General features: G+C 64.1%; 21 protein-coding genes and 1 tRNA gene. 3 read left to right on the top strand and 19 right to left on the bottom strand.

The window, feature by feature from the left end; all coding sequences use genetic code 11:
* Positions 1–23: 23 nt before the first annotated feature.
* The 9 genes from METLW3_RS0109400 to METLW3_RS0109360 form a co-directional block, all read right to left on the bottom strand.
* Positions 24–707 (bottom strand): sensor histidine kinase, encoded by a 684-nt coding sequence (locus METLW3_RS0109400; RefSeq protein WP_024879671.1) that lies wholly within the window; start codon positions 705–707, stop codon positions 24–26.
* A gap of 92 nt (positions 708–799) precedes the next feature.
* The gene (locus METLW3_RS0109395) at positions 800–2,260 is read right to left on the bottom strand and encodes an amino acid permease (RefSeq protein WP_051465398.1); all 1,461 of its coding nucleotides are present in this window, start codon (positions 2,258–2,260) and stop codon (positions 800–802) included.
* Positions 2,261–2,323: 63 nt separating this feature from the next.
* A complete protein-coding gene (locus tag METLW3_RS0109390; RefSeq protein WP_024879669.1) occupies positions 2,324–3,115 on the bottom strand; it encodes a TonB family protein in 792 nt (263 codons plus the stop codon).
* On the bottom strand, positions 3,112–3,558 hold the full coding sequence (exbD, locus tag METLW3_RS0109385; RefSeq protein WP_024879668.1) for a TonB system transport protein ExbD: 447 nt from the start codon (positions 3,556–3,558) through the stop codon (positions 3,112–3,114). Before exbD ends, METLW3_RS0109390 begins: the two co-directional genes overlap by 4 nt.
* A gap of 5 nt (positions 3,559–3,563) precedes the next feature.
* Positions 3,564–4,358 (bottom strand): tonB-system energizer ExbB, encoded by a 795-nt coding sequence (gene exbB / locus METLW3_RS25405; protein WP_064032330.1) that lies wholly within the window; start codon positions 4,356–4,358, stop codon positions 3,564–3,566.
* Positions 4,355–5,038, bottom strand: a complete 684-nt coding sequence (locus METLW3_RS0109375) for a Fe2+-dependent dioxygenase (protein WP_024879666.1) — start codon at positions 5,036–5,038, stop codon at positions 4,355–4,357. The genes exbB and METLW3_RS0109375 overlap by 4 nt, the downstream gene beginning before the upstream one ends.
* Positions 5,039–5,048: 10 nt before the next feature.
* Positions 5,049–5,732, bottom strand: coding sequence for a Fe2+-dependent dioxygenase (locus METLW3_RS0109370; protein ID WP_024879665.1), 684 nt, complete (start codon positions 5,730–5,732; stop codon positions 5,049–5,051).
* Positions 5,733–5,826: 94 nt separating this feature from the next.
* Complete coding sequence (locus METLW3_RS0109365; RefSeq protein WP_024879664.1) at positions 5,827–8,331, bottom strand: TonB-dependent receptor; 2,505 nt, start codon at positions 8,329–8,331, stop codon at positions 5,827–5,829.
* A gap of 378 nt (positions 8,332–8,709) precedes the next feature.
* Positions 8,710–10,209, bottom strand: a complete 1,500-nt coding sequence (locus METLW3_RS0109360) for a peptidase S10 (protein ID WP_024879663.1) — start codon at positions 10,207–10,209, stop codon at positions 8,710–8,712.
* Between the two features lie 147 nt (positions 10,210–10,356).
* Here METLW3_RS0109360 and METLW3_RS0109355 point away from each other — a divergent pair, with 147 nt between their 5' ends.
* Complete coding sequence (locus METLW3_RS0109355) at positions 10,357–10,557, top strand: CsbD family protein (RefSeq protein ID WP_024879662.1); 201 nt, start codon at positions 10,357–10,359, stop codon at positions 10,555–10,557.
* A 73-nt stretch (positions 10,558–10,630) separates the two neighbouring features.
* Here the strand turns inward: METLW3_RS0109355 and METLW3_RS0109350 are convergent, their stop codons facing one another.
* Genes METLW3_RS0109350 through METLW3_RS0109340 form a run of 3 tightly spaced genes read right to left on the bottom strand, consistent with a single transcriptional unit; the run spans position 10,631 to position 12,308 of the window.
* Positions 10,631–11,683, bottom strand: coding sequence for a MaoC family dehydratase (locus tag METLW3_RS0109350; protein ID WP_024879661.1), 1,053 nt, complete (start codon positions 11,681–11,683; stop codon positions 10,631–10,633).
* Positions 11,684–11,686: 3 nt separating this feature from the next.
* Entirely contained in the window at positions 11,687–12,016 is a 330-nt protein-coding gene (locus METLW3_RS0109345) for a DUF167 family protein (RefSeq protein ID WP_024879660.1), read from the bottom strand.
* Position 12,017: 1 nt separating this feature from the next.
* Positions 12,018–12,308 carry a YggT family protein gene (locus tag METLW3_RS0109340; RefSeq protein WP_024879659.1) on the bottom strand — a complete coding sequence of 97 codons (291 nt, stop codon included), beginning with the start codon at positions 12,306–12,308 and terminating at the stop codon, positions 12,018–12,020.
* A 237-nt stretch (positions 12,309–12,545) separates the two neighbouring features.
* On the opposite strand from METLW3_RS0109340, the gene METLW3_RS0109335 reads away from it, so the two are divergent.
* Positions 12,546–12,621, top strand: a tRNA-Ala gene (locus tag METLW3_RS0109335).
* Between the two features lie 238 nt (positions 12,622–12,859).
* Here METLW3_RS0109335 and METLW3_RS0109330 read toward each other — a convergent pair.
* Both METLW3_RS0109330 and METLW3_RS0109325 read right to left on the bottom strand, forming a co-directional pair.
* Positions 12,860–13,129 carry a hypothetical protein gene (locus METLW3_RS0109330; RefSeq protein WP_024879658.1) on the bottom strand — a complete coding sequence of 90 codons (270 nt, stop codon included), beginning with the start codon at positions 13,127–13,129 and terminating at the stop codon, positions 12,860–12,862.
* Complete coding sequence (locus METLW3_RS0109325; protein WP_024879657.1) at positions 13,126–13,884, bottom strand: hypothetical protein; 759 nt, start codon at positions 13,882–13,884, stop codon at positions 13,126–13,128. Before METLW3_RS0109325 ends, METLW3_RS0109330 begins: the two co-directional genes overlap by 4 nt.
* 109 nt (positions 13,885–13,993) lie before the next feature.
* Between METLW3_RS0109325 and METLW3_RS27500 the strand changes: the two genes are divergently transcribed.
* Complete coding sequence (locus tag METLW3_RS27500) at positions 13,994–14,194, top strand: ribbon-helix-helix protein, CopG family (RefSeq protein WP_083967123.1); 201 nt, start codon at positions 13,994–13,996, stop codon at positions 14,192–14,194.
* A 78-nt stretch (positions 14,195–14,272) separates the two neighbouring features.
* Here METLW3_RS27500 and METLW3_RS0109315 read toward each other — a convergent pair whose 3' ends face one another.
* The 5 genes from METLW3_RS0109315 to METLW3_RS28195 all read right to left on the bottom strand — a co-directional run bounded on the left by METLW3_RS0109315 (position 14,273) and on the right by METLW3_RS28195 (position 18,914).
* Entirely contained in the window at positions 14,273–16,399 is a 2,127-nt protein-coding gene (locus METLW3_RS0109315; protein WP_157516549.1) for a hypothetical protein, read from the bottom strand.
* 483 nt (positions 16,400–16,882) lie between these two features.
* Positions 16,883–17,086, bottom strand: coding sequence for a hypothetical protein (locus METLW3_RS28200; RefSeq protein WP_157096104.1), 204 nt, complete (start codon positions 17,084–17,086; stop codon positions 16,883–16,885).
* Positions 17,073–17,438, bottom strand: coding sequence for a hypothetical protein (locus tag METLW3_RS0109305; protein ID WP_024879654.1), 366 nt, complete (start codon positions 17,436–17,438; stop codon positions 17,073–17,075). Before METLW3_RS0109305 ends, METLW3_RS28200 begins: the two co-directional genes overlap by 14 nt.
* Entirely contained in the window at positions 17,435–18,499 is a 1,065-nt protein-coding gene (locus tag METLW3_RS0109300; protein ID WP_036308780.1) for a phage major capsid protein, read from the bottom strand. Before METLW3_RS0109300 ends, METLW3_RS0109305 begins: the two co-directional genes overlap by 4 nt.
* 16 nt (positions 18,500–18,515) lie before the next feature.
* Positions 18,516–18,914 (bottom strand): hypothetical protein, encoded by a 399-nt coding sequence (locus METLW3_RS28195; protein WP_157096102.1) that lies wholly within the window; start codon positions 18,912–18,914, stop codon positions 18,516–18,518.
* Between the last annotated feature and the right edge of the window lie 397 nt (positions 18,915–19,311).

Below are 19,311 nucleotides of genomic sequence, written 5' to 3'. Positions count from 1 at the left end.
ACACGACCGAACAAGGAATCACTCTAGCCAACATGCTCGGGGAATTCGAGCCGCACCAGCGTGCCATGTGGTGGCAAGCGCTCGAAGAAAGCCTCGCCTTTGAGCTGGCGCGCTAGGCCCCGCATCAGCTGTAGCCCATCGCCACGCACGACATTCGCCAGATCGAAGCCGCAGCCATTGTCGGAGACTGTCAGCTCGAGCCTGTCGCCGATGCGGCGCAGGCGCGCATGCACCTCGCCATGCGCGCCGCCGGGAAAGGCGTGCTTCATCACATTGGTGACGGCCTCGACATAGACGAGGCCGACGCATTGCGCGCGGCGATAATCGAGAAAAATATCGTCGTCTGCGAGCGTCTCTCCGACGATGCGATCGTCGAATGCTTTGCGGCGGGCCTCGGAAAGCGCCCAAAGATAGGAGGACATGCAGATCTCGGCGTCATCGTCCTCGTCCAGCGCATTATGCAGCTCGACGGCGCTGCGCAGGCGCATGGCGCAATTGCTGCAGCCCTCGGGCTTCTCGAGCCGCCGCGACTGCGCCGAGATCAATGTCGCCAAAGCCTGCAGATCATTGCGGACGCGATGACGAAGCTCGCGATAACGCTCCTTCTCGGCGCGCAGCTCGACATGAACGCTCGCGAGCTCAGCCTCGAGCTCGGCAATTTTGTTCTTGCCCCCGACAACCGAGGATACGCCAGCGACTTCGCTCATTCAGCCCGATCCCTCCGAGCGACGCCGGAGACGACAGCCGGTCGCACGGACCTGTTTTCATTTATCTGAAGCGCGCGTCCCGAATTTTCAAGCTACACTTCGGCCGATTGTGCGCCGGCGCGCGTCGCGCGCGCGAGCTTGCTGCGCTTATGGCCATAAGAAAAATAGAAAATCAGCCCCAGAGCCATCCATATGGCGAAGCGCTCCCAGGCCGCGGCGGGCAGCTTGGAGAGCAGCCATAGGGAGAAGCCGACGCCGGCGAGCGGAACATAAGGCACGAGCGGCGTGCGAAAGCTGCGCGGCGCATCCGGCCGCGTGCGTCGCATGACGATGATGGAAAGGCAGATGACGACGAAGGCGGACAGGGTTCCGATATTGACGAGCTCGGCGACCTCGCGGATCGGATAGAGCCCGGCGACGATGGCCGTCAGCCCGCCGATGACGAGCGTCGGGCGATGCGGCGTATGGAAGCGCGGATGCGCATGGGAGAACCAGGCGGGCAGCAGACCGTCGCGGCTCATGGCGAAGCAGATGCGCGCGCAGCCGAGCAGAAACGCCAGCATGACGCTGATGATGCCGGCGACCGCGGCGACGGAGACGACGAAGGTCGCCCATGGCAAGCCGACGGCGGTGAAGGCCGCTGCCACCGGCGCCGGATTGTTCAGCGTGTCGTAGCGCACCATGCCGGTGAGCACGAGCGACACTGCCACATAGAGCGTCAGCGCGACGGCGAGCGAGAGCAGCACAGCGCGCGGCAATTGGCGCTGAGGGTCTTTCGCCTCCTCGGCCGCTGTGGTCAGCGTGTCATAGCCAAAGACGGCGAAGAACACGACCGCCGCGCCCTCGACGACGCCGCCAAAGCCATAGGGCATGAAGGGCGTCCAATTCTCGAGGCGCACATAGGGAAGGCCCGCCGCCACCACGAGCAGAACCGCCGCGGTCTTGACCACCACCATGACGGCGTTGAAGCGCGCGCCCCATTCGATGCGCAGCACCAGCACGCCGGCGACGAAGAGCGCGCCCAATATGGCCGCAAGATCGACGACCCTGCCCTCGCCGGTTCCGGCCGCGCCCGAGGCCCAGACCGGCAGAGCGAGGCCGAGCTGCCCGAGCAGCGCCTGCAGATAGCCCGACCAGCCGATGGAGACCACGGCGACGACGAGCGCATATTCGAGCAGCAGGTCCCAGCCGATGATCCAGGCCGCGAGCTCGCCGAGCACGGCATAGGCATAAGTATAGGCGCTGCCCGCCGCCGGAATCATTCCGGCGAATTCGGCGTAGCAGAGCGCCGCCGCCGCGCTGGCGACGCCGGCGATGAGAAAGGAGAGCGAGACCGCAGGCCCGGCCTGGGTCGCCGCGACCACGCCGGTCAGGACGAATATGCCGACGCCGATCAGGCCGCCGAGGCCGATGCTGGTGAGCTGCCAAAGGCCCAGCACGCGGCGCAGCTCGCTCGGCGTGCCGGACTCCGCCGCGAGCGTCTCCAGCGGCTTCACGCGCAGGAGATCATGCAGGGACAGGAGATCATGCAGGGAGAAGCGTCTCTCGGTCATGCCGTCCCTTCGGTTGGAGTCTCTGCCGAAGTCTAGCATGTCCGCCGAAGCGGCGGATGGTCTTCAGTGCTTATCCGCCGCGCGAAACTGAACCGGCACCTCAAAGGTGAGGCCCTCGTCCGCCACTGCGGGAGGCGGTGGCGGCACGGGATCGGCGCGCTTCATCATGGCGAGAGCGGCGTCGTCGAAGATGCGGTCGCCAGCCGAGCGCCTGACGCTGGCGCTCACCACATGGCCGAGCCGATCGAGCGTGAAGGCGACGGCGACCTCGCCGGCGCGCCGCCCCGCCCCGCTCGGATAGCGCTTGGCGCGGTTGATATGCGCCATCAGCGCCTTCAGCCAGGTGAGCTTGGCCGCACGCGCGACCTTGTCGGCGCCTTGGACGGGAGCGACGGCGCGCGGCGCCTCGGCGAGCGCATCGGTCTTGGGCGGCGCGGCCGCCTCGGAAGCGGCGGACTCGGCCGAGATCACTGGCGTCGCCTGACGTTTGGTCGGATCCTCGACCGGCTTCTCATGCTTTTCGGCGGTCGTGTAATCGGCGTCCTCGGCCTCGACGCGCGAGATTTTGGGATCGTCGTTTTCCTTGGTCTGCGAGGCGGCGACGGCCGGCGCGGCGGCGGCGGCTTCATCGGCCTGCGGGCCGGGGGGAGCGTCGGGCGAATCCTCGACATGAGGCGCTGCCGGCGCGAGGCCGATCTCGATCGCCGGGGCGCCGCTGGCGTCGTCGTCCGTCTCGATCTCGAAGACGACGAAAATAGCGGCGAGCGCCAGAAGATGCGCGGCCAGCGCGGCCAGCGCCGCGCCGGTCCAGATGCGATTGTTCCGGCCCGTGTCGAGATCGGCGGCGATGCTCATTTCGCAGCTCCGCCCGTCGCCGCCCCACCCCCGTCGAGCGCGACGAGAGAAATCTTGGCGTAGCCGCCGGAGCGCAAGCGCTCGAGAATGGCCATCATCTCGCCATAGGGCACCGCCGTGTCGGCGCGCAGGAAGACGCGCTTCTCCTTGTCGCCGCCGGCGAGCGAATCCAGCGAGGCGATGAGATCATTGCGCTTCACCGGCGTCTCGCCCAGAGCCAAAGCGAGATCGGCCTGAATGGTGAGATAGATCGGCTTGTCGGGCTTCGTATGCGTCGCCGCGCTCGCGGCCGGCAGATCGACGGGAAGATCGACAGTGGCGAGCGGCGCCGCCACCATGAAGATAATCAGCAGCACGAGCATCACGTCGATGAAGGGCGTGACATTGATCTCGTGAGTCTCTTCGAGCGCGCCGCGCGACGATCCTCCGATATTGCCGGCCATGATCGTTACTCCGCGGCGCGCAGAGCGGCGGGCGCCTGCTGGACGCCGCGATCGAGATCACGCGAGACGATGCGCAGCAGCTCGCCGGAGAGATTGGAGACGAGCTCGAGATAGGCGCTCGTCTGCCGCGCGAGATGATTATAGATCAGCACGGCGGGAATGGCGGCGATGAGGCCGATGGCGGTGGCGAGCAGCGCCTCGGCGATGCCGGGCGCGACGACGGCGAGATTGGTCGTCTGCGCTTTCGATATGCCGATGAAGCTGTTCATAATGCCCCACACAGTGCCGAACAGGCCGATGAAGGGACCGGTGGAGCCGACCGAAGCGAGCAGGCCCGTGCCGCGACGAATGGAGAGGCTCTCGGCGCGCTCGATCTCGGCGAAGCTCGAAGCGACGCGCTCCTTCAATCCGCCGGCGGAGGAAAGATCGGAAGAGAGGCGGAACTCGCGCAGCGCCTCGGCGATCAGAGCGCTCGCCAGAGGATCGTCGCCGCCGAGCGCGAGACGCGCTTCCGCGAGGCCGCGCGCCTCCTGCAGACGCTCGATCGAGCTGCGAATGCGCGCGCGCGCGCGCCGCAATTCGATCGTCTTGGCGATGAGCACCGTCCATGTGCCGATGGAGGCGCTGACGAGGCCCAGCATGACGATCTTTACGACGATGTCGGCGTTGAGGAACATGCTCGACACGGAGAGATCATGCGGACGATTGATGATGTCCGCGCGCCCTTCGGCCAGACAGAGAGACGTCGAGAGGAGGAGAGACGAGGCCGCGATCGCTAGCGTCTGATATGATCGTTTCATGCTTCCGCCCATATGCGAATGAGATTGTGATAGACGCCTGTCAGCTTGACGCAGGCCGGATCGCCCGCGCCGAGCCGTTCCGTGAGACCTTGAATCGTCTGGTCCAAATCAAAAAGCAACGAACGTACCACGTTGTCGCGAATCATGCTTTGAAGCCAGAAGAAGGATGCGACGCGCTCACCGCGCGTCACTTCTCGCACGAGATGCAGGCTGGTCGATGGATAGAGCACCAGATGACCGGCGGGCAGCTTCACTTCCTGCGCGCCATAATGATCCTCGATGACCAATTCGCCGCCGTCGTATTCGTCTGGATCGGCGAGAAAAAGCGTGACGGAGAGATCGGTGCGAATGCGCACCGAAGTGCGCGGCACGCCGCGAATGGCGTTGTCGACATGCAGCCCGAAATCATGGCCCGCGCCATAACGATTGAACAGCGGCGGGAAAATCCGCAGCGGCAGAGCGGCAGAGACGAAAGTCGGACAGGCTGCGAGCGCATCGAGCACAAGATCGCCCAATTCGCGGGCGGCGGCGCCGTCTTGCGGCAGCTGCAAATTATTCTTCACCAGGCTCGATTGCGAGCCGGCGGTCGAGCGGCCGTCTTCCCACACGGTCTGCGACATCACGTCGCGAAAATAGGCGATCTGCCGCGCATCGAGCACATCGGGTATGCAGATCAGCATGACGCGACCCTCATACCTCGCTCCAATGGCGTATGAGATTGTGATAGACGCCGCCGAGCTTCATCACATCCTCGTCGTCTCCGCCGAGGCGCGGCGCGAGCTGCTGAATCGCCGCGTCGAGATCATAGATCACATCGCGCACGCTCTCCTGGCGGATCATGCTCTGCACCCAAAAGAAGGAGGCGACGCGCGCTCCGCGCGTGACCGGCGAAATCATGTGCAGATCGCTCGCCGGATAGACGGCGAGCGCGCCCGCCGGAAGCTTGACCTGATGAGAATCATAGGCGTCGTCGACGACCAGCTCGCCGCCGTCATATTCCTCTGGCTCCGAGAGAAAGACGGTGACGGCGAGATCGGCGCGAATGCGCATGCCGGTCAGCGGATCGCCGCGCACGGCGTTGTCGACATGCACGCCGAAGCGATGTCCGACACGATAGCGATTGAACATGGGCGGATAGATGCGCAGCGGAATCGCCGCGGCGACAAAGCCCGGATGCGAGACGATCGCCTGCAGAAGGCGCTCGCCGAGGCGCCGCGACAATTCGCCATTGGGCGGCAGCTGCTCATTGCTCTTCACCGAGGGCGGCTGCGCGCCGGCGGTGGAAGCGCCGTCCTCCCATTCCGCCGCGTCCATGACGCTGCGGAATTGAGCGACCGTCTCCTTGCTCAGAACGTCCGGCACGCAGATCAGCATTTCCGCACATTCCATTTTTTGCGGCGCAATGAAAAGGCGCCGGCTCCTTGTTTGAAACTTTTCCAAGGGAGCCGGCGCCTGCGACGATTTGTCTTCAGAATTTGGCGCGCGCCTCGAACAGCACGGTGCGGCCCGGCGCCACCTGGGTGAAGGGCGTCGCCGTCTGATAGAAGGCGTCATAATAGGTACGGTCGAAGAGGTTCATGACCGAGACCTTGAGCGTGATATTCTCTGTCACCTTGCCCTCGAGGAAGGCGTCGAAGCGCCAATAAGAGGGCAGGACGGTCGGCACATTCACGAAGGGATTGGCCGCCGTCGGCGCCGGCCACCCCGTCGTGCCGTTCACCGCCGTCGCGCCATTGGCGATGATGTTGTTGCCGCCGTAGATCTTCGAGCGATAGACCGCCTGTCCGCCGAACTCCAGACGATCCGCCTCGAGGCCGAAGAAGTCGCCGAACTCGTATTTGCTCAGCAAGCTGAAGGATTCATGCGCGATATTGGCGAGCGGCAGGCCGACATTGGTGACGATCTGCGATTGCGTGACCTTCGACTCCATGATGACGATGCCGCCGGTCACGCTCCATTTGTCGGTGATATTGCCGGCCACCTCGAGATCCGCGCCCTGGACGTAATAGGCGGCGTTGCCCGTCGTCACCGAGCCGTTCACCTCGCGCGCGCCATTCACATCGGTGCGGAACAGCGCCGCGGTCGCGAGGAGATGGCGATCGAACAGCTCCCACTTCAAGCCGATTTCCTTGGCGTAATTGCGCTGCGGCGGGAAGATCTGCACGGCCGTGGTGAGACCGCCGTAATTGGCCGCGCCGCCGTCGAGCTCCGCGCCGACAGGATTGGCGGAGGTCGCATAAGCGGCGTAGAGGCTGACTTCCGGCAGCGGCTTCAGCACCAGGCCGAAATTGTAATTGACGAGGCTGGTGTGATTGGCCGCGAAGGTCGTATAGGCCTCGTTGCGGTTGGTGATCGTGTAATCGTCGAAGCGCACGCCGGCGTTGGCGATGACGATGTCATCGAAATTGGCCGTCTCGATCAGATAGCCCGCCTTGGTGTCCACGGCGACGCGCGTCACATTCTGATTGCGCGTCGGCGTGTTGAGGAAAGGCAGAGAATTGCACGGCAGATAGAGATTGCAGACCAGCGCTGAGCCGGTCGAGCCTCCGTTCAGCTCCGACGAGAGATTGGTGTAATTGGTTCTCGTCACGCCTTCGCGGCTGTATTCCGCGCCGAGCACCACCTCGTGCTTCACCGGGCCGGTGGCGAATTTGTAATTGATGTCCGTCTGGTTCGCGAGGACATTGGTCACTTGATAGCGGCTCTGCGCGCCAATGTTCACTGTTCCAGCAGCCCAGCTGGCGCTCTGCGTCAGCGTGCCGATGTAATCGATGACGGATCGCTCCTGCCGCAGCCGGCTAGTGATCTTCAGATCGTCATTGACGCGATACTCGCCGGTGAAAGTGCCGAAATCCTGGCGATATTTTTGGTAGTCGCGATTGAGCAGCCCATACCAGGTGCTGCGCGAGGTGACGCCTTCCGCGTAAGGCCGATTGGTGGTGCGATTATAGGGAATGCCGAAGTCCGGCAGGCCGTTCTGATAGGAATGGGTGTAATTCGCCGTGAGCGTGAAGTTGTCGATCGGCTTGAAGACGACGGAGCCCGAGACGCCATTGCGGTCGTCGGTGACGTAATTGCGCCCGGCGACATTGGCGTCCTGGAACAGGCCGTTGAGGCGCACGGCGAGAATGGGGCTGATCGCCTTGTTCACGTCGATCTGCACGCGCTTGGAATTATCCGACGGGCCGCCGGTGAACTTCATATCGTAGAAGTCCTGCTCCTTGGCCGTCTTGGTGACGATGTTGAGCGCGCCGCCAGCGGTGCCGCGGCCGGCGAAGCTGGAGCCCGGACCGCGCAATATCTCGACCTGCTCGGTATAGAAATTCTCGCGCAGGCTGACGCCCGGATCACGCACGCCATCGACGAAAATATCGTTGCGGGCGTCGAAGCCGCGAATGAAGAAGCGATCGCCGAAGGCGTTGCCGCCCTCGCCCGAGCCCAGCGTGACGCCGGCCGTGCTGCGCGCGATCTCCTTCAGCGTGGTCGCATTCTTGTCCTCGAGCACTTCCTTGGTGAGGACGGTGACGGTGCGCGGCGTGTTGAGCAGCGGCTGCGTGAATTTGTTGGAGGACAGGCGATCGGCTTTATAGGGGGCCTTGGGATCGGCGTAAGGATTGGCGTCGGCGGGCGCGGCGCCGCCCCCTGCCCCGGCCTGCGCGCTCTGGGCTCCTTGCGCGCCCTGCTGCGGGGCGGCGGGCTGCTGCGACGGCGCATGCGCGGCGCGGCGCGGCTTGGCGGCGTGATGCGCGGCGGGCGCCGCATGGACGACCGGCTTGGGCTTCTCCTTCGGAGCATCGACACGGACCGCCGGCAGAGGCTGCGTGGCCTCCTGCGCTGCCGCGACTCCGACGCCGGCCGCAAGCAGCGCCGCCGCCCCCAATACTTTCACGGACGGGCCGTCGATGCGCGCGACCGATGCGGATGAGCCGCGCCGAAGGCTGCGCAGTGAAAACGGCGCTTTGATGTTGTTCATTCTGTCCTGCCCCCGTGGAATCATATCCGGCAAAGCCGGTAAGGTCTTCCACTATGAGTATTTTTAGCTAGGAGCAGGGTCAATCGAAGGATGCGTAGCTTGGAAATCTTGCAAGAACGCTATTCTTGGAATGCTCGAGACAAAATCCTCTGTCGCCTTTCGAACATTGTTCGAAAGGCGCTGATTGGAATATTTCCATTTTGGAATTGGATGGGTTTATCTCGCTCGTCTCATGCCGCTCTCGCGCGCAGCGAGCCTATTGTCGCGCTCTTCGAGTGTTTTCGAGCGACGTGGGAACCGGTTCGCGTGAAGAAAACACGGTGGAACAAAGGCTCTGGACGGCGCGCCACGGCGCCGCCCGTCCAACTCGGGAAGCGCTTATTTTCCTTCGATCGTCTTGCGCGCCTCGTCGCGCAGCAGACGGCGGGAATCGTCGCGGATATAGGACATGTGTCCGCCGGGGACCGTCACGAGCCGCACGCGGGTCGGGTCGCCGAAGGCGGGCAGCTGATCAATGAGCAGCTTGCTCGCATAATAGGGCGTCACCAGATCGGCGAGCCCATGGGCGACGAGCACCTTCAAGCGCGCATCGAGCGCGAGCTCGTCGCGCAGCGTCGAGACCGCCTCCGCATTGGCGCGGCCGCCGCGGCCGAAGTCCCAATCGCGCGCGACCTTGTGATTGAGAATCTCATAGCGCGCGTCGCCGATCGGCCATTGCAGCTTCTCGATCGTCACCCGCGTCATGGCGGCGCCGAGCGGCGCGGCGAGCGCGTCGAGCACCGGATCGGACCAATCGCTCTCGCGCGAGAAGGGCCGCGGATCGAAGCCCGTCACCGCGCCGTCATAGGCGCTGGAGACGAGATGCGAGGCGCGCAGACGATCGCGCAGAAAGGTCTTCAGCGCAACGCGGCCGCCCTCCTCCGTCACGATCCGCGATTCGAGCCCGGTGAAGCGCGTGACATTGGCGTCGAGCCGCTCCAGCGCCTCCTTGTCGCGCGGGCCTTTGAGCAGATCGACGAGAAATTCGCCGGAGGCGTAAGCCTCGACATCGGCGAGCTCGGCGCGCTGCTTGGCGTCGCGCGCCACCGCCGCATAGGATGGCAGGCGGCCCGCCAGCGACAAGAGATTGCGCGGGCTGTCCAGCCAGGCGAAATCCAGCGCCGGCGAGATCAGCACCAGCCCTTCGACGCCGATGCTCTCGCGCTCGCGCAGCGCATGGGCGAGCTCGACAGCGCGAAAGCCGCCATAGCTCTCGCCGACCAGAAACTTCGGCGAGGCGATGCGCCGATGCGTCGCCAACCATTTGCGCACCACGACCGCGAGCGCCTCGGCGTCGCCCTGCGCCGAGAGGAAATGCTTTCGCGTCTCCTCATTATCGGTGAGGAATTTGCTGTAGCCCGTGCCCGGCGGATCGATGAAGACGAGATCGACGAAGGGTAGCCAGCTCTCGGCATTGTCCACGACGACGGGCGGCGCGGAGGGCGACAGCGGCCCCGCGCCCAGCGACAGGCGCCAGGGCGAGATGCCGCCGAGGCCGAGCCAGGCGGAAGCCGCGCCCGGCCCGCCATTGAAGACGAAGGCGATGGGCCGGGCCAGCGCATCGACGTCGGAGCGCTCATAGGAGACGAAAGCCACATCGACGCGCGGCGCGCCGCTCTGGGCGTCGCGCAGCCGCACCGCGCCGGCGCGGGAGAGGAAGGCCAGCTTCTCGCCGCGAATCGACATGGAATGCGTGGTCGTGACCTCGGTCGGAAGACCTTGCGATGGGTCCGCCGCCTCCTCGCTCTCCTTTTTCTGCGCCGCGGGCGGCGCGGCGAGGCTCGAGGAGCCGGCGAGACAAAGAGCCAGCGCGAGCGCAATCCAGGCTTTGGAAATCATGTCACGACCTTTCATTCCACGATGTGAGAACAGATAGCGCCGCGCTCGAGCGCGGCGAAGGGCGATGGAACCATCTCCATCGGCAAGAATTGTCATCCGATCCTGCGGCGCTCGCAAATAGACGCGCCCGAGCAGAGGAGAAGAAAGATGGAATGGAACCAGATCCAAGGCAATTGGAAGCAGGCTACGGGCAAGATCAAAGAGAAATGGGGCGACTTGACCGATGACGATCTGACCAGAATCCAGGGCAAGCGCGACCAATTCGAAGGCGAATTGCAGAAACGCTATGGGAAAAGCAAGGAAGCCGTTCAAAAAGACGTGGATGAATGGCTGAAGACGCTCCACTGAGCGACGCCTCTCCACTGCGCTCCCAGGGGAGAGACAAAGCGGCGGCCGGTTCTCCCGGCCGCCGCGGCTCTGGTCAGCGCGGCAGAACCGCCCAATAGTCGAGGTCGAGCAGCACGTCTGGATGCGGCTTGCCCTCGGCCGTCGTCAGCGGGAAATCCGCCGGCGGGTGGTCCTTGGCGGCGACGAGCCGCAGGCGCAGCGCGCCAATGTCCGAGCGGCCGGGAATCTCGGCCTTGTCGAGCACTTCCGACCAGGCGAAGACGGTGCCGCCGGCGAACAGCGGATTGACATGGCGCCCGCCATTCACCGCGGCGATGTGGAAGGCGTTCTCGAGACCGTTGAAAGAGAGCGCGCGGGCGAGCGAGATCACATGCCCGCCATAGATGATGCGCTTTCCGAAACGCCCCTGCGCCTCGTAATATTGGTTGAAATGGACCTTGGAATTGTTCTGGTAGAGGCGCGTCGCGATCTGATGCTCGGCCTCCTCCACGGTCATTCCGTCGATATGGTCGATCTTCTCGCCCACTTCATAATCGCCCCAGAAATAGGGCGAGCCGGCCAAATCCTTGTCATAGGCGGCGACGTTTATCGCCGGCACGGCTTTGCCGAGATCGGCGGGGGCGACGGATTTCGGCAGCGTCGGCACGACTTCCGGCCCCACGGGGGCGTCCTTGTCGCGCTTCTTCACCATCACCCAGCGGGCGTAGTCGAGCACCGTCTCGCCGCGCTGATTCTTGCCGGTGGAGCGCACATAGACGACGCCGGTCTCCTTATTGGAGTTCTCCTTGAGGCCGATGACCTCGGAGCTTGCCGTCAGCGTGTCGCCCGGATAGACGGGCGCGAGAAATTTGAAATCGGCATAGCCGAGATTGGCGATGGCGTTGAGCGAGACGTCCGGCACGGTCTTGCCGAGCACGAAATGGAAAACGAGAATATCGTCGATCGGCGCTTCTCTATAGCCGATCGCCTGGGCGAAGGCCGCCGAGGACTGGACGGCGAAGCGCGGCAGATAGAGCGCCGTGTAGAGCGCGACGTCACCCACCGTCACCGTGCGCGGCGCGGCGTGGCGGATCACCTGACCCAGCGAGAAATCCTCGAAAAAATTTCCGACCTTCGACTTGCTCATGCCTCAACCATTTTTTGTCGCGCCGGTTTTCTCCAGCGCTGCGAGGAGCCGTGCGGGATCGCCCGCGATGAAGAGCTTTTTCAGCCGCGCCGTGTGACCGGAGACGATCGACACGGTTCTGCGCGGCGCGCCGAGCGTGTCGGCGACCAATTCGACCAGCGCGTCATTGGCGCGCCCATCCTCCGGCGCCGCCCGCACCCTGGCCTTGAGCACCGCCCGGCCGTCGGCGAGACGCTCGACGCCTTCCACAGCGTCGCGGCCGCCCTTGGGCGTCAGCCGAACCCAGAGAGCGACGCCGTCGCCCTCCGCGCTCCAGGCCGCAGCCTCCGCCATGTCAGCCGATGCCGCCGAGCTGGCCGGCGACGAGATTGCGCAGGAATTGCAGCGCGAGCAGCAGGATGATGGGCGAGATGTCCATTCCGCCCAAGCTCGGCAGCACGCTGCGAATCGGCCGCAGCACCGGCTCGGTCAGCGCGTTCAGCGCGTTCCACAGCGAGTAGACGACGCGCGATCTGGTGTTCACCACATCAAAGGCGATGAGCCAGGACATGACCGCCATTGCGATGACGACCCACCAATAGAGATCGATGATCGTGAAGATAAGATTGGCCACGGCATATTGCATCGTTGCGCTTCCAACGGTCGAATTCGTGAGAATTCTCTATCCTTCCTGCTCCGCCGCCGCAATCCCCGAGCGCCTCCGGCGCGGCCGTGACGCGCTCGGCCTCGAGGCCCCGAGCCTGCCCCGCGCGGAAAGCTCCGGCTCGGCCATCGGACGAAGACCATTTCGGAATGGGGAACGATTTCGACGCGGAGCGGATTGACAGCCGGATAGGCGCCGAAGTATCCAGCGCCTCGGAACGGGGCTGTAGCTCAGATGGGAGAGCGCTGCAATCGCACTGCAGAGGTCCGGGGTTCGATTCCCCGCAGCTCCACCAAGGAAATCAGCGAGTTAGAAGCTGATTTTGAAAACCCGTGAAGGTGGTAGCTACCAAGTAGCTACCATACGGCTCGAATCACCGTCCCTATTTGGCCAATTTGACCGCCTCGCCGAATCGCGCCGCCAAGAGCGACAGACGCAAAAACGCCGCGGCCGTTCATCCGGGCTCGCGGCGTTTCAGGCAACGGGCCGAATGTTCGGCCGGTCGATCTTGATCACAAATTAGGCGAGGCGAATCAGTGGCGCAAGTTTTGGCGTGAATGCCCGGATTCGGGAATAGTCCCGTAAGTGGGCGAGGAACCGCCGGGCGCCAGCGGCTGCGCTTGGTCGGCGCGAATCCAAGGGGCGATCCAAACGGCGAGGCCGGCGAAGAGGCGCGCGCCCCGGAGCGCCAGCCGGGCGAGCATCGTGCGCAGGACGGTCGGCTCGGCCATAGCGAGCGCGCCATCGGCGAGACCGGCGAGCGCCAAGAGCGCGCGGGCGGCGACGAGACGAAGGAACCTCACGACGGTTTCCTTTCACGTATCGCATAGAACTTCTCACTGAGTTCCTTCGTCATTGCCCCGACTCGATAGACTGAAAACAAAATGATGTCGGCCTCACGTTCAGTTACAGCTCTCATTTTTTGATCGCCGATCTCGACGCGTGTAAGTGGTCTGCCTAGACATTCTTCGATAAACGAATTCGCGAGGTCGGACATATCTCGCAAATCGGAGATATCCGACTCCAAATCGCTGTATTCGAAGGCGCAGTCCGCTGCCGCTTCCTGCTGAACGGCCTCGGCGGTCGCCTCAGCGGGGCCGACCTTTTCCGGGCTGGAAAAGCTGCGCTCTCCGCCATCGATCCGGCGGATCAGCGCGTCGAGCCCGCTGGCCACGTCGTTGGCCTGCTGATTGAGCCCATCGTGGGCGCGCGCAAGAGCCTCGCCGTCGAGATCGACGAGCATCGTCTCGAGCACCGCCGCCCGAGCGCGTAGCTTCGCCAGTTCGTCGCCGATGTCTCCGAGGGTCGAGGCCGCCGGCGCGGCGGCGACAGGCGCCGGCGCGGCCACGACGATATCCCAGCCCGAGGCCGCCTCGCGCAGATCCGTGAGATCGCGCTTGAGAGCGGATTGAATTCCGAACATGGCGCCTTCGGCAATCACCTCGGTTGCGCCGGTCTCGGCTACGGCGAAAATCGCATCGGCGAGGCCTTCCAAGCGGTAGAGCGTCGCCACCAGCGCATCTTGGTCGGCGAATAGGGACTTCGTATCAATCGGCATGTGATCTTCTCCTGCAGGCAAGCCGGGAGCGCTCGCCGGGACGGGAATGTCCGGCGTGGTTGGCGCATCTGTCCTTGCTCTGCTTGCTTATTTTGTGTAAGACCTATTTATGGCGAAGTCAATAGAGGTCTTACCTAAAAAGCGCGGCCGTCCGGCAACGGGGAAAGACCCGATGCTGAACTTCCGCGCGCCGCCCGCCCTGGTGGAGCGCGTCGATAAATGGGCGGCGAAACAGGACGACGCGCCATCGCGCTCGGAGGCAATTCGGCGGCTTCTTGAGAAGGCGCTCGGCCAATGCGGGATCAATTGAGCTGATACCCTTCTCGTCGTCGTCGAGCTCAATCCCGTCGCGCTCGGCCTGGTCGCGGACTTCATCGTCGGTCATCGCCTACCGCCTCGCGACCGAAGGTCGGAGACCGAAGCCGCGTAGCGTCGCCAGCCCCGCCGTCGATCGCAGACCGGCCGCAACGGTTTCTCCGATGACGACCTCCACACGTCTATTTCCGCGCGAATCTGTCGTTTCCCTGGTCTGTGTGCCGGCGGGCGCGTTGTGGACATGAACCTCAGTTTTCGGCGCCGGCTGTGCTGAAGAATTGGCGTTGCCGGCGCCTGACGCGAGAGACCGCGCATAGGCGAGGCTCTGCGCATTCGGCGTGACGCTGGCTCCGCGCGGCAGATTGAGATTGACCGGAATCCCGCCGCTCTTCAGCGGGACAAAGGCCTCGGGGCCGGAGCCCTCGCCATACATGGCGAGCTGCGGAGAGGAAGCAATTCCGCCATCCGCATACCGCCGCAGCGGCAGCGGGCCATGCGAGGTCATCACGCCACCATCGGCGAAGGCGAATAGTGAGCCGATCCCTGAAATGAGAGTGCTAAGGAAGCCGCCGCTTTGCTGAAACGGCCCCATCGCGCCGGCCGGCTGGCCAGCGAAATTGGAGCCGCCGCCGAAGAGACTTCCGAGGAGACCGCCGCCGGTGCCGCCACCGATGAGGCCGCCGACGCCGCCATTGATATTGACGTTCGCGGCTTGCACGTTCATCGCGCCGACTGACTTCGGCCCGAGGCCGAGCACATCGCCGAGCCCGCCGAATAGGCCGCCGACCGCGCCATCCTTGCCATTGAGGCCGAACAGCTTCGCGTAGGGGCCGCCGCCCGTAAGCGACGCGTCGAGGAGCTGGCCCTGCATGGATTGCAGGGCCTTTTGCAGAGCGTCGCCTGGCTTGCCGCCGTTGAGAATGTCTTTCAGCGCGCCGGAGATCGTGCTGCTCGCCGACGAATAGGCCTCGTTGAACTTCTTGGCCTCTTCGTTGAGGCGCTCTTGCGCCTTCTTTGCCTCGTCGAGCTTGGTGACGAGGGCGGAGACGCCATCTTTTTGCGCCTGCGTCGCGCCGACTCCAAGCTCGACGAGGCGTCGCTCGGTTTCGATCTGAAGCGCGATCCGATCATGTTCGGCACCTTGCGATACGAGGAGCGATATTTGATTCTGAAGCTGGCGTGTGATGCTCGTATATTTCTCTTCGGCGCGATCCGCGGCGGAAAGTGCGCTGCGTCCGCTCGACGCCTTTCCGCCGCTCGCGTCCGACTCCTCCCGCGCTGCATATCGAGCGCGCGTATCGCTGGCCGTGATCTGCGTCAACTTCGGGCCGCGTGCGAAGAAATCGCCCTTCATGCGATCGAAATCGTTCTGCGTGCTCATGTCGATCAGCCGGCCGAACGGCCGCGGCGGCTGTTGCTCGAACAGCTTGCCGACTACGTGCGGCGCATTCGCGAGCGTGTCGATAGGATGCATCAAGCCCTGCATCACCTGCCGCAGTTCTTCGCTACGCGAGATCGCATCCCCGATCGAACCGACGACACCCCACCAACCGAGTTTTAGGTTATCGATCGGGCTTCCGAGATCCTGAAATGCTACTAAAAGCTTCGTCCGCGCGACCTCGGCAGCCTCGTCGATTTGACGCTGAACGTCTTCCGCCTTCCGCGCGAGTTCGTCGTTTATGCCACCGGCCCGGGTGGCCTCGTCGCCGAGTGCGCGCATGCTCAGCGCTCCGCTACGGATGTTGTCGAACAGCCGCGCGCCAGCGTCTTCTCCAAAGAGCTTACGGGATAGGTCGAGACCTTCCTCTCGAGGCAGAGCGCGGATTTTCTCGCCGATGGTGTCGACGAATTCGCCCGCATTACGCGCGCGATCGGCGACTTTAAGGAAGCCCTCGTCGATATTCTCGAGCGCGCTCTTCACGCCCCCATCATTGCGACGATAGGCGTCGAATTCGCGGCCGGCGTTGTTGAGGGCGCCGCGCGTTTGGTCCTGGGTGAGGCCAGAGCGCGCGCCGACGATTTGCGCGCCGGCGATCTGATTGACGCCAAGGCCGGACTGACGGGAGACTTCCTGAAGATCGCGGAGCGCTTCCTGCGATCGATTGCCTATCAGCGCGAGTGCGCCCTCGGCCGCGGCGCCCGCGGTGATCGCGATGGCGGGAAGCCCGCCGAGCGTCGCGCCGAGCAATCGAATCGGCATGACTACGCGATCGATTTCGTTTCCACTGAAACTCGAATTGTTCCACGCGAATGACTGCACGCGATCAACCGCGGAATTGAACCGATTCGCGCCTTCCGTCGCATGATGGAACGGGTCGATTCGGGAATTGTCGTTCGCAGAGCGAGAGAGTTCGGACTGTTGGCGATGAATGCCGGCGAGCGCAAGCTCATAGGCGCGCGTCCCGCCGAGCCCCGCGTTGTAAGCTCGGTTCAACGATTCTTGATCCGTGCGCAGCCGCTCGACGGCTCGATATTCTTGGTCGTATCGCTTCGCTAGCCGGTCGACCGCAGCCTCGCTACGCTCGCGAATCTTTGTTTGCTTGTCGGATGCAACCGTAAGGCCCTCCGTCTGATGCTGCGCTTTCCCTTCGGCCGCGATGAGTTTTTCGAGCGACTCAATCGCCTTATCGGCGTCTGAGGTAACTTGAATATCGATGCGGCTTTTTACGGCTTCGGCCATGTCTTACGCTCCTCGCATCGCGCGATCGATCGGCGCCGCGCCGTTTGCGCGATTCATGATCCGACGATAGATTTGCTCGGCCTCCGCCTCGATTTCCAGCTCGCGCGACAGCTCGTCGAGCAACATCTCGTCGGCGAAGTCCTCGGCCTCGTCGGCTTCCATGCCCGAGGCGCGGCAGCGCCGGATTAGTTCATCACGATTCGTCATTGCCCGTTCCTTTCTCGATGAGCGCGACGCGCATGGCGAGGCGATCGAAGCGCGCGCGCCATGCCTCGTCGTGGCGGCGCAGCGCGCGGCCCATCGCCTCTATGAGATCATTTTCGCGCCGGTCTACTTCGGCGCGTGAGATCGGCGGGGGCGTCGGCGCCGGGGCGGGCGCTTTCGCCGCAGCGCGCGCCGGCGAGGGCCAGGGGGTGCTCGTCGCCTCACGGACGAGCGCCTGATAGTGATCTGCGGCGCCATCGCACGGGCGGGGCTCGGCGAGCGTGGCATTTGCGCGCTCGATCGTCTCGAGGGCCAGTGCCTTCGCCGCTGCGGCGCGGTCGCGGGCGCCGCTCATGGCCACGTTCCCGCGACGGCGGCGATTCGGCCGCCGCGCATCGCGAAAGCAACATCGACGATGAGCCGCAGCGCGACGGAGTTCGTTTGCCAGAGACTGCGGGCCGGATCACTTATCGTTCCAGCCGCGTCGACTATTTCGAGAGGATCGTCGCTCATATGCAAGAGAGCTTCCGTCGTCGGATAGATGTCGACGCTTCCGAACGAAACCGCGAGCGCGGCGGGGTCGAGGCCGAGCAAGGTTCCCGCGGGTAGCGCTGTGGAAGCTAAAACTTCGAACGGTTGCAATGGAAATCTGACGCGAATCGCCATCGCCTGCGATGGTGCCGCGACGATTACGACTGTCGAGCCGCCGGCGTCGGCCACGGCTGCGGCGACTTTCTCGACGTCGCCGTCCGGGTAGCCAGAGGTCGACAGCGGTGTGAGGCCGTAGCGTAGACCAGCGTGCGCGGAGGCGGACCCTGCCGTGTCGCTGAAGAGCGCGGCGTCGAGCGCCGCCGCCGCTTTCTCTTTGAGAATCGTCTCGAAAATAGCTTGGCCGCCGGAGCGCTTCGCCAGCTCGGCCGAAAATGCCACGATCGACGCGAATTTTTTCTGGGGGCCGAGGGTGTCATGGGAGAGCGTGCCGCCGCCGACGGGGATAGGCTCGCCCTCCGCCACCCATTCGGCCGCCACCGGCGTCGAAGACGAGCGAGGAAACGAAATCGACGATCTCGATTCGAGCGGAATGCTCGTCGCCTGCGCGATCAACCGAGCGCCGGCGCTGGGAAGGTTCGAGAAATAATCGGCGACGCCGGCTTGCGCCAGCGCGGCGTGGTTCGCCGTGGCGCCGATGGTCTGGTCCGCCCTGGTGACGATGGGGTTCGCCAAGCGCTGCACGATCGGATCGGCCGCCTCGATTCGCTCGGCCTCGTCTCGCCGTCCTGCAGCTCTCAGAAATTTCGCCCACGCCGCGCGGGCCAATGGGTTCGGTTTCTCGGCGCCCGGCGCCCGTAGTGCCTGAAAAAGTTCTCTCGCCATCAATGCCTCCTGATGCGTGATCAGATTCGCATATCTGAACAAGCCGTGGCGTTGCGCGTCACGCGCGGGAATGCAGGGCGATCAATCGTTCGAGCAGCCGGCCGAGCGCGTCATCTACTGCATTCGGATCCTCGGCGAGAGCGGGCGGCAGATCGCCGAGATCGGCGAGCAGCTGTTCTAGCGCCACCTCGTCCGCCTCGATTTGGAATACGCGCCTGCCTGCAGCGCGCCGAGCGCGCGTGCGTCGCATCCGTGCCGCCGAGCCAATGCAAGGCCGAGGTGATTTCATTGCCCGCCCCTTTGATTTCTGTATTTTCTCGGCCGTTTCGGCGATCCGTTGGATTTCTGCCCCAGCCGAAAAAACCTCTGCGTGGCACCCATGCCGGTTGAATCCTCCCGCCGCCGAGGAATCCTCGATGTCCCCTTCGGGTTGAATGCGGATGCTTTTTTCTTTCATTTCGCACGGTCGAAAAATCGACCCCCATGCCGGTCGCGGCGCCCCTGCGCCCAGGTTCTCGACCTCCCCCCCCTGTCCGAGCGCATCAGGGGGGGCGCGTCTCGTTTCGGAGCGCGAAGGGGCGAGTAACCGGCATGGGTGGTCTGCGCGCAACTCCGCGAATTAGCGAGTGGGTATCGAGCGCGCCGTCCGGTCCGGTCGAGGCGATGCGCCACCCATGGATTGAACCTGTGGAGGGCTTTTCCATCCAGGTTGTCTCGGCCTTGTCTCGTCTGCCCTTCCCTTAGGAAGGGAAAGGGCGAGACAGCGAGACAAGAAAGGCTTTTGTCTCGGGTCTTGTCTCGGGTGAGACAGCGTTTTTTCAATGCCTTACATGCGATCTTGTCTCGGCCCATGT

The sequence above is a fragment of the Methylosinus sp. LW3 genome (genome assembly GCF_000527115.1).
In the GTDB taxonomy this organism is placed as follows: Bacteria; Pseudomonadota; Alphaproteobacteria; order Rhizobiales; family Beijerinckiaceae; genus Methylosinus.
This window is presented reverse-complemented; position numbering and strand designations above follow the sequence as displayed.

Bases quoted from the DNA above. Each gene is read 5' to 3' on its own strand.
- exbB (WP_064032330.1), bottom strand. From the start codon at position 4,358: ATGAAACGATCATATCAGACGCTAGCGATCGCGGCCTCGTCTCTCCTC.
- METLW3_RS28195 (WP_157096102.1), bottom strand. From the start codon at position 18,914: ATGAAAGAAAAAAGCATCCGCATTCAACCCGAAGGGGACATCGAGGAT.
- METLW3_RS0109390 (WP_024879669.1), bottom strand. From the start codon at position 3,115: ATGAGCATCGCCGCCGATCTCGACACGGGCCGGAACAATCGCATCTGG.
- METLW3_RS0109370 (WP_024879665.1), bottom strand. From the start codon at position 5,732: ATGCTGATCTGCGTGCCGGACGTTCTGAGCAAGGAGACGGTCGCTCAA.
- METLW3_RS0109350 (WP_024879661.1), bottom strand. From the start codon at position 11,683: ATGAGCAAGTCGAAGGTCGGAAATTTTTTCGAGGATTTCTCGCTGGGT.
- exbD (WP_024879668.1), bottom strand. From the start codon at position 3,558: ATGGCCGGCAATATCGGAGGATCGTCGCGCGGCGCGCTCGAAGAGACT.
- METLW3_RS0109345 (WP_024879660.1), bottom strand. From the start codon at position 12,016: ATGGCGGAGGCTGCGGCCTGGAGCGCGGAGGGCGACGGCGTCGCTCTC.
- METLW3_RS0109325 (WP_024879657.1), bottom strand. From the start codon at position 13,884: ATGCCGATTGATACGAAGTCCCTATTCGCCGACCAAGATGCGCTGGTG.
- METLW3_RS28200 (WP_157096104.1), bottom strand. From the start codon at position 17,086: ATGACGAATCGTGATGAACTAATCCGGCGCTGCCGCGCCTCGGGCATG.
- METLW3_RS0109395 (WP_051465398.1), bottom strand. From the start codon at position 2,260: ATGACCGAGAGACGCTTCTCCCTGCATGATCTCCTGTCCCTGCATGAT.
- METLW3_RS0109375 (WP_024879666.1), bottom strand. From the start codon at position 5,038: ATGCTGATCTGCATACCCGATGTGCTCGATGCGCGGCAGATCGCCTAT.
- METLW3_RS0109315 (WP_157516549.1), bottom strand. From the start codon at position 16,399: ATGCCGATTCGATTGCTCGGCGCGACGCTCGGCGGGCTTCCCGCCATC.
- METLW3_RS0109355 (WP_024879662.1), top strand. From the start codon at position 10,357: ATGGAATGGAACCAGATCCAAGGCAATTGGAAGCAGGCTACGGGCAAG.
- METLW3_RS0109365 (WP_024879664.1), bottom strand. From the start codon at position 8,331: ATGAACAACATCAAAGCGCCGTTTTCACTGCGCAGCCTTCGGCGCGGC.
- METLW3_RS0109305 (WP_024879654.1), bottom strand. From the start codon at position 17,438: ATGAGCGGCGCCCGCGACCGCGCCGCAGCGGCGAAGGCACTGGCCCTC.
- METLW3_RS0109400 (WP_024879671.1), bottom strand. From the start codon at position 707: ATGAGCGAAGTCGCTGGCGTATCCTCGGTTGTCGGGGGCAAGAACAAA.
- METLW3_RS27500 (WP_083967123.1), top strand. From the start codon at position 13,994: ATGGCGAAGTCAATAGAGGTCTTACCTAAAAAGCGCGGCCGTCCGGCA.
- METLW3_RS0109360 (WP_024879663.1), bottom strand. From the start codon at position 10,209: ATGATTTCCAAAGCCTGGATTGCGCTCGCGCTGGCTCTTTGTCTCGCC.
- METLW3_RS0109340 (WP_024879659.1), bottom strand. From the start codon at position 12,308: ATGCAATATGCCGTGGCCAATCTTATCTTCACGATCATCGATCTCTAT.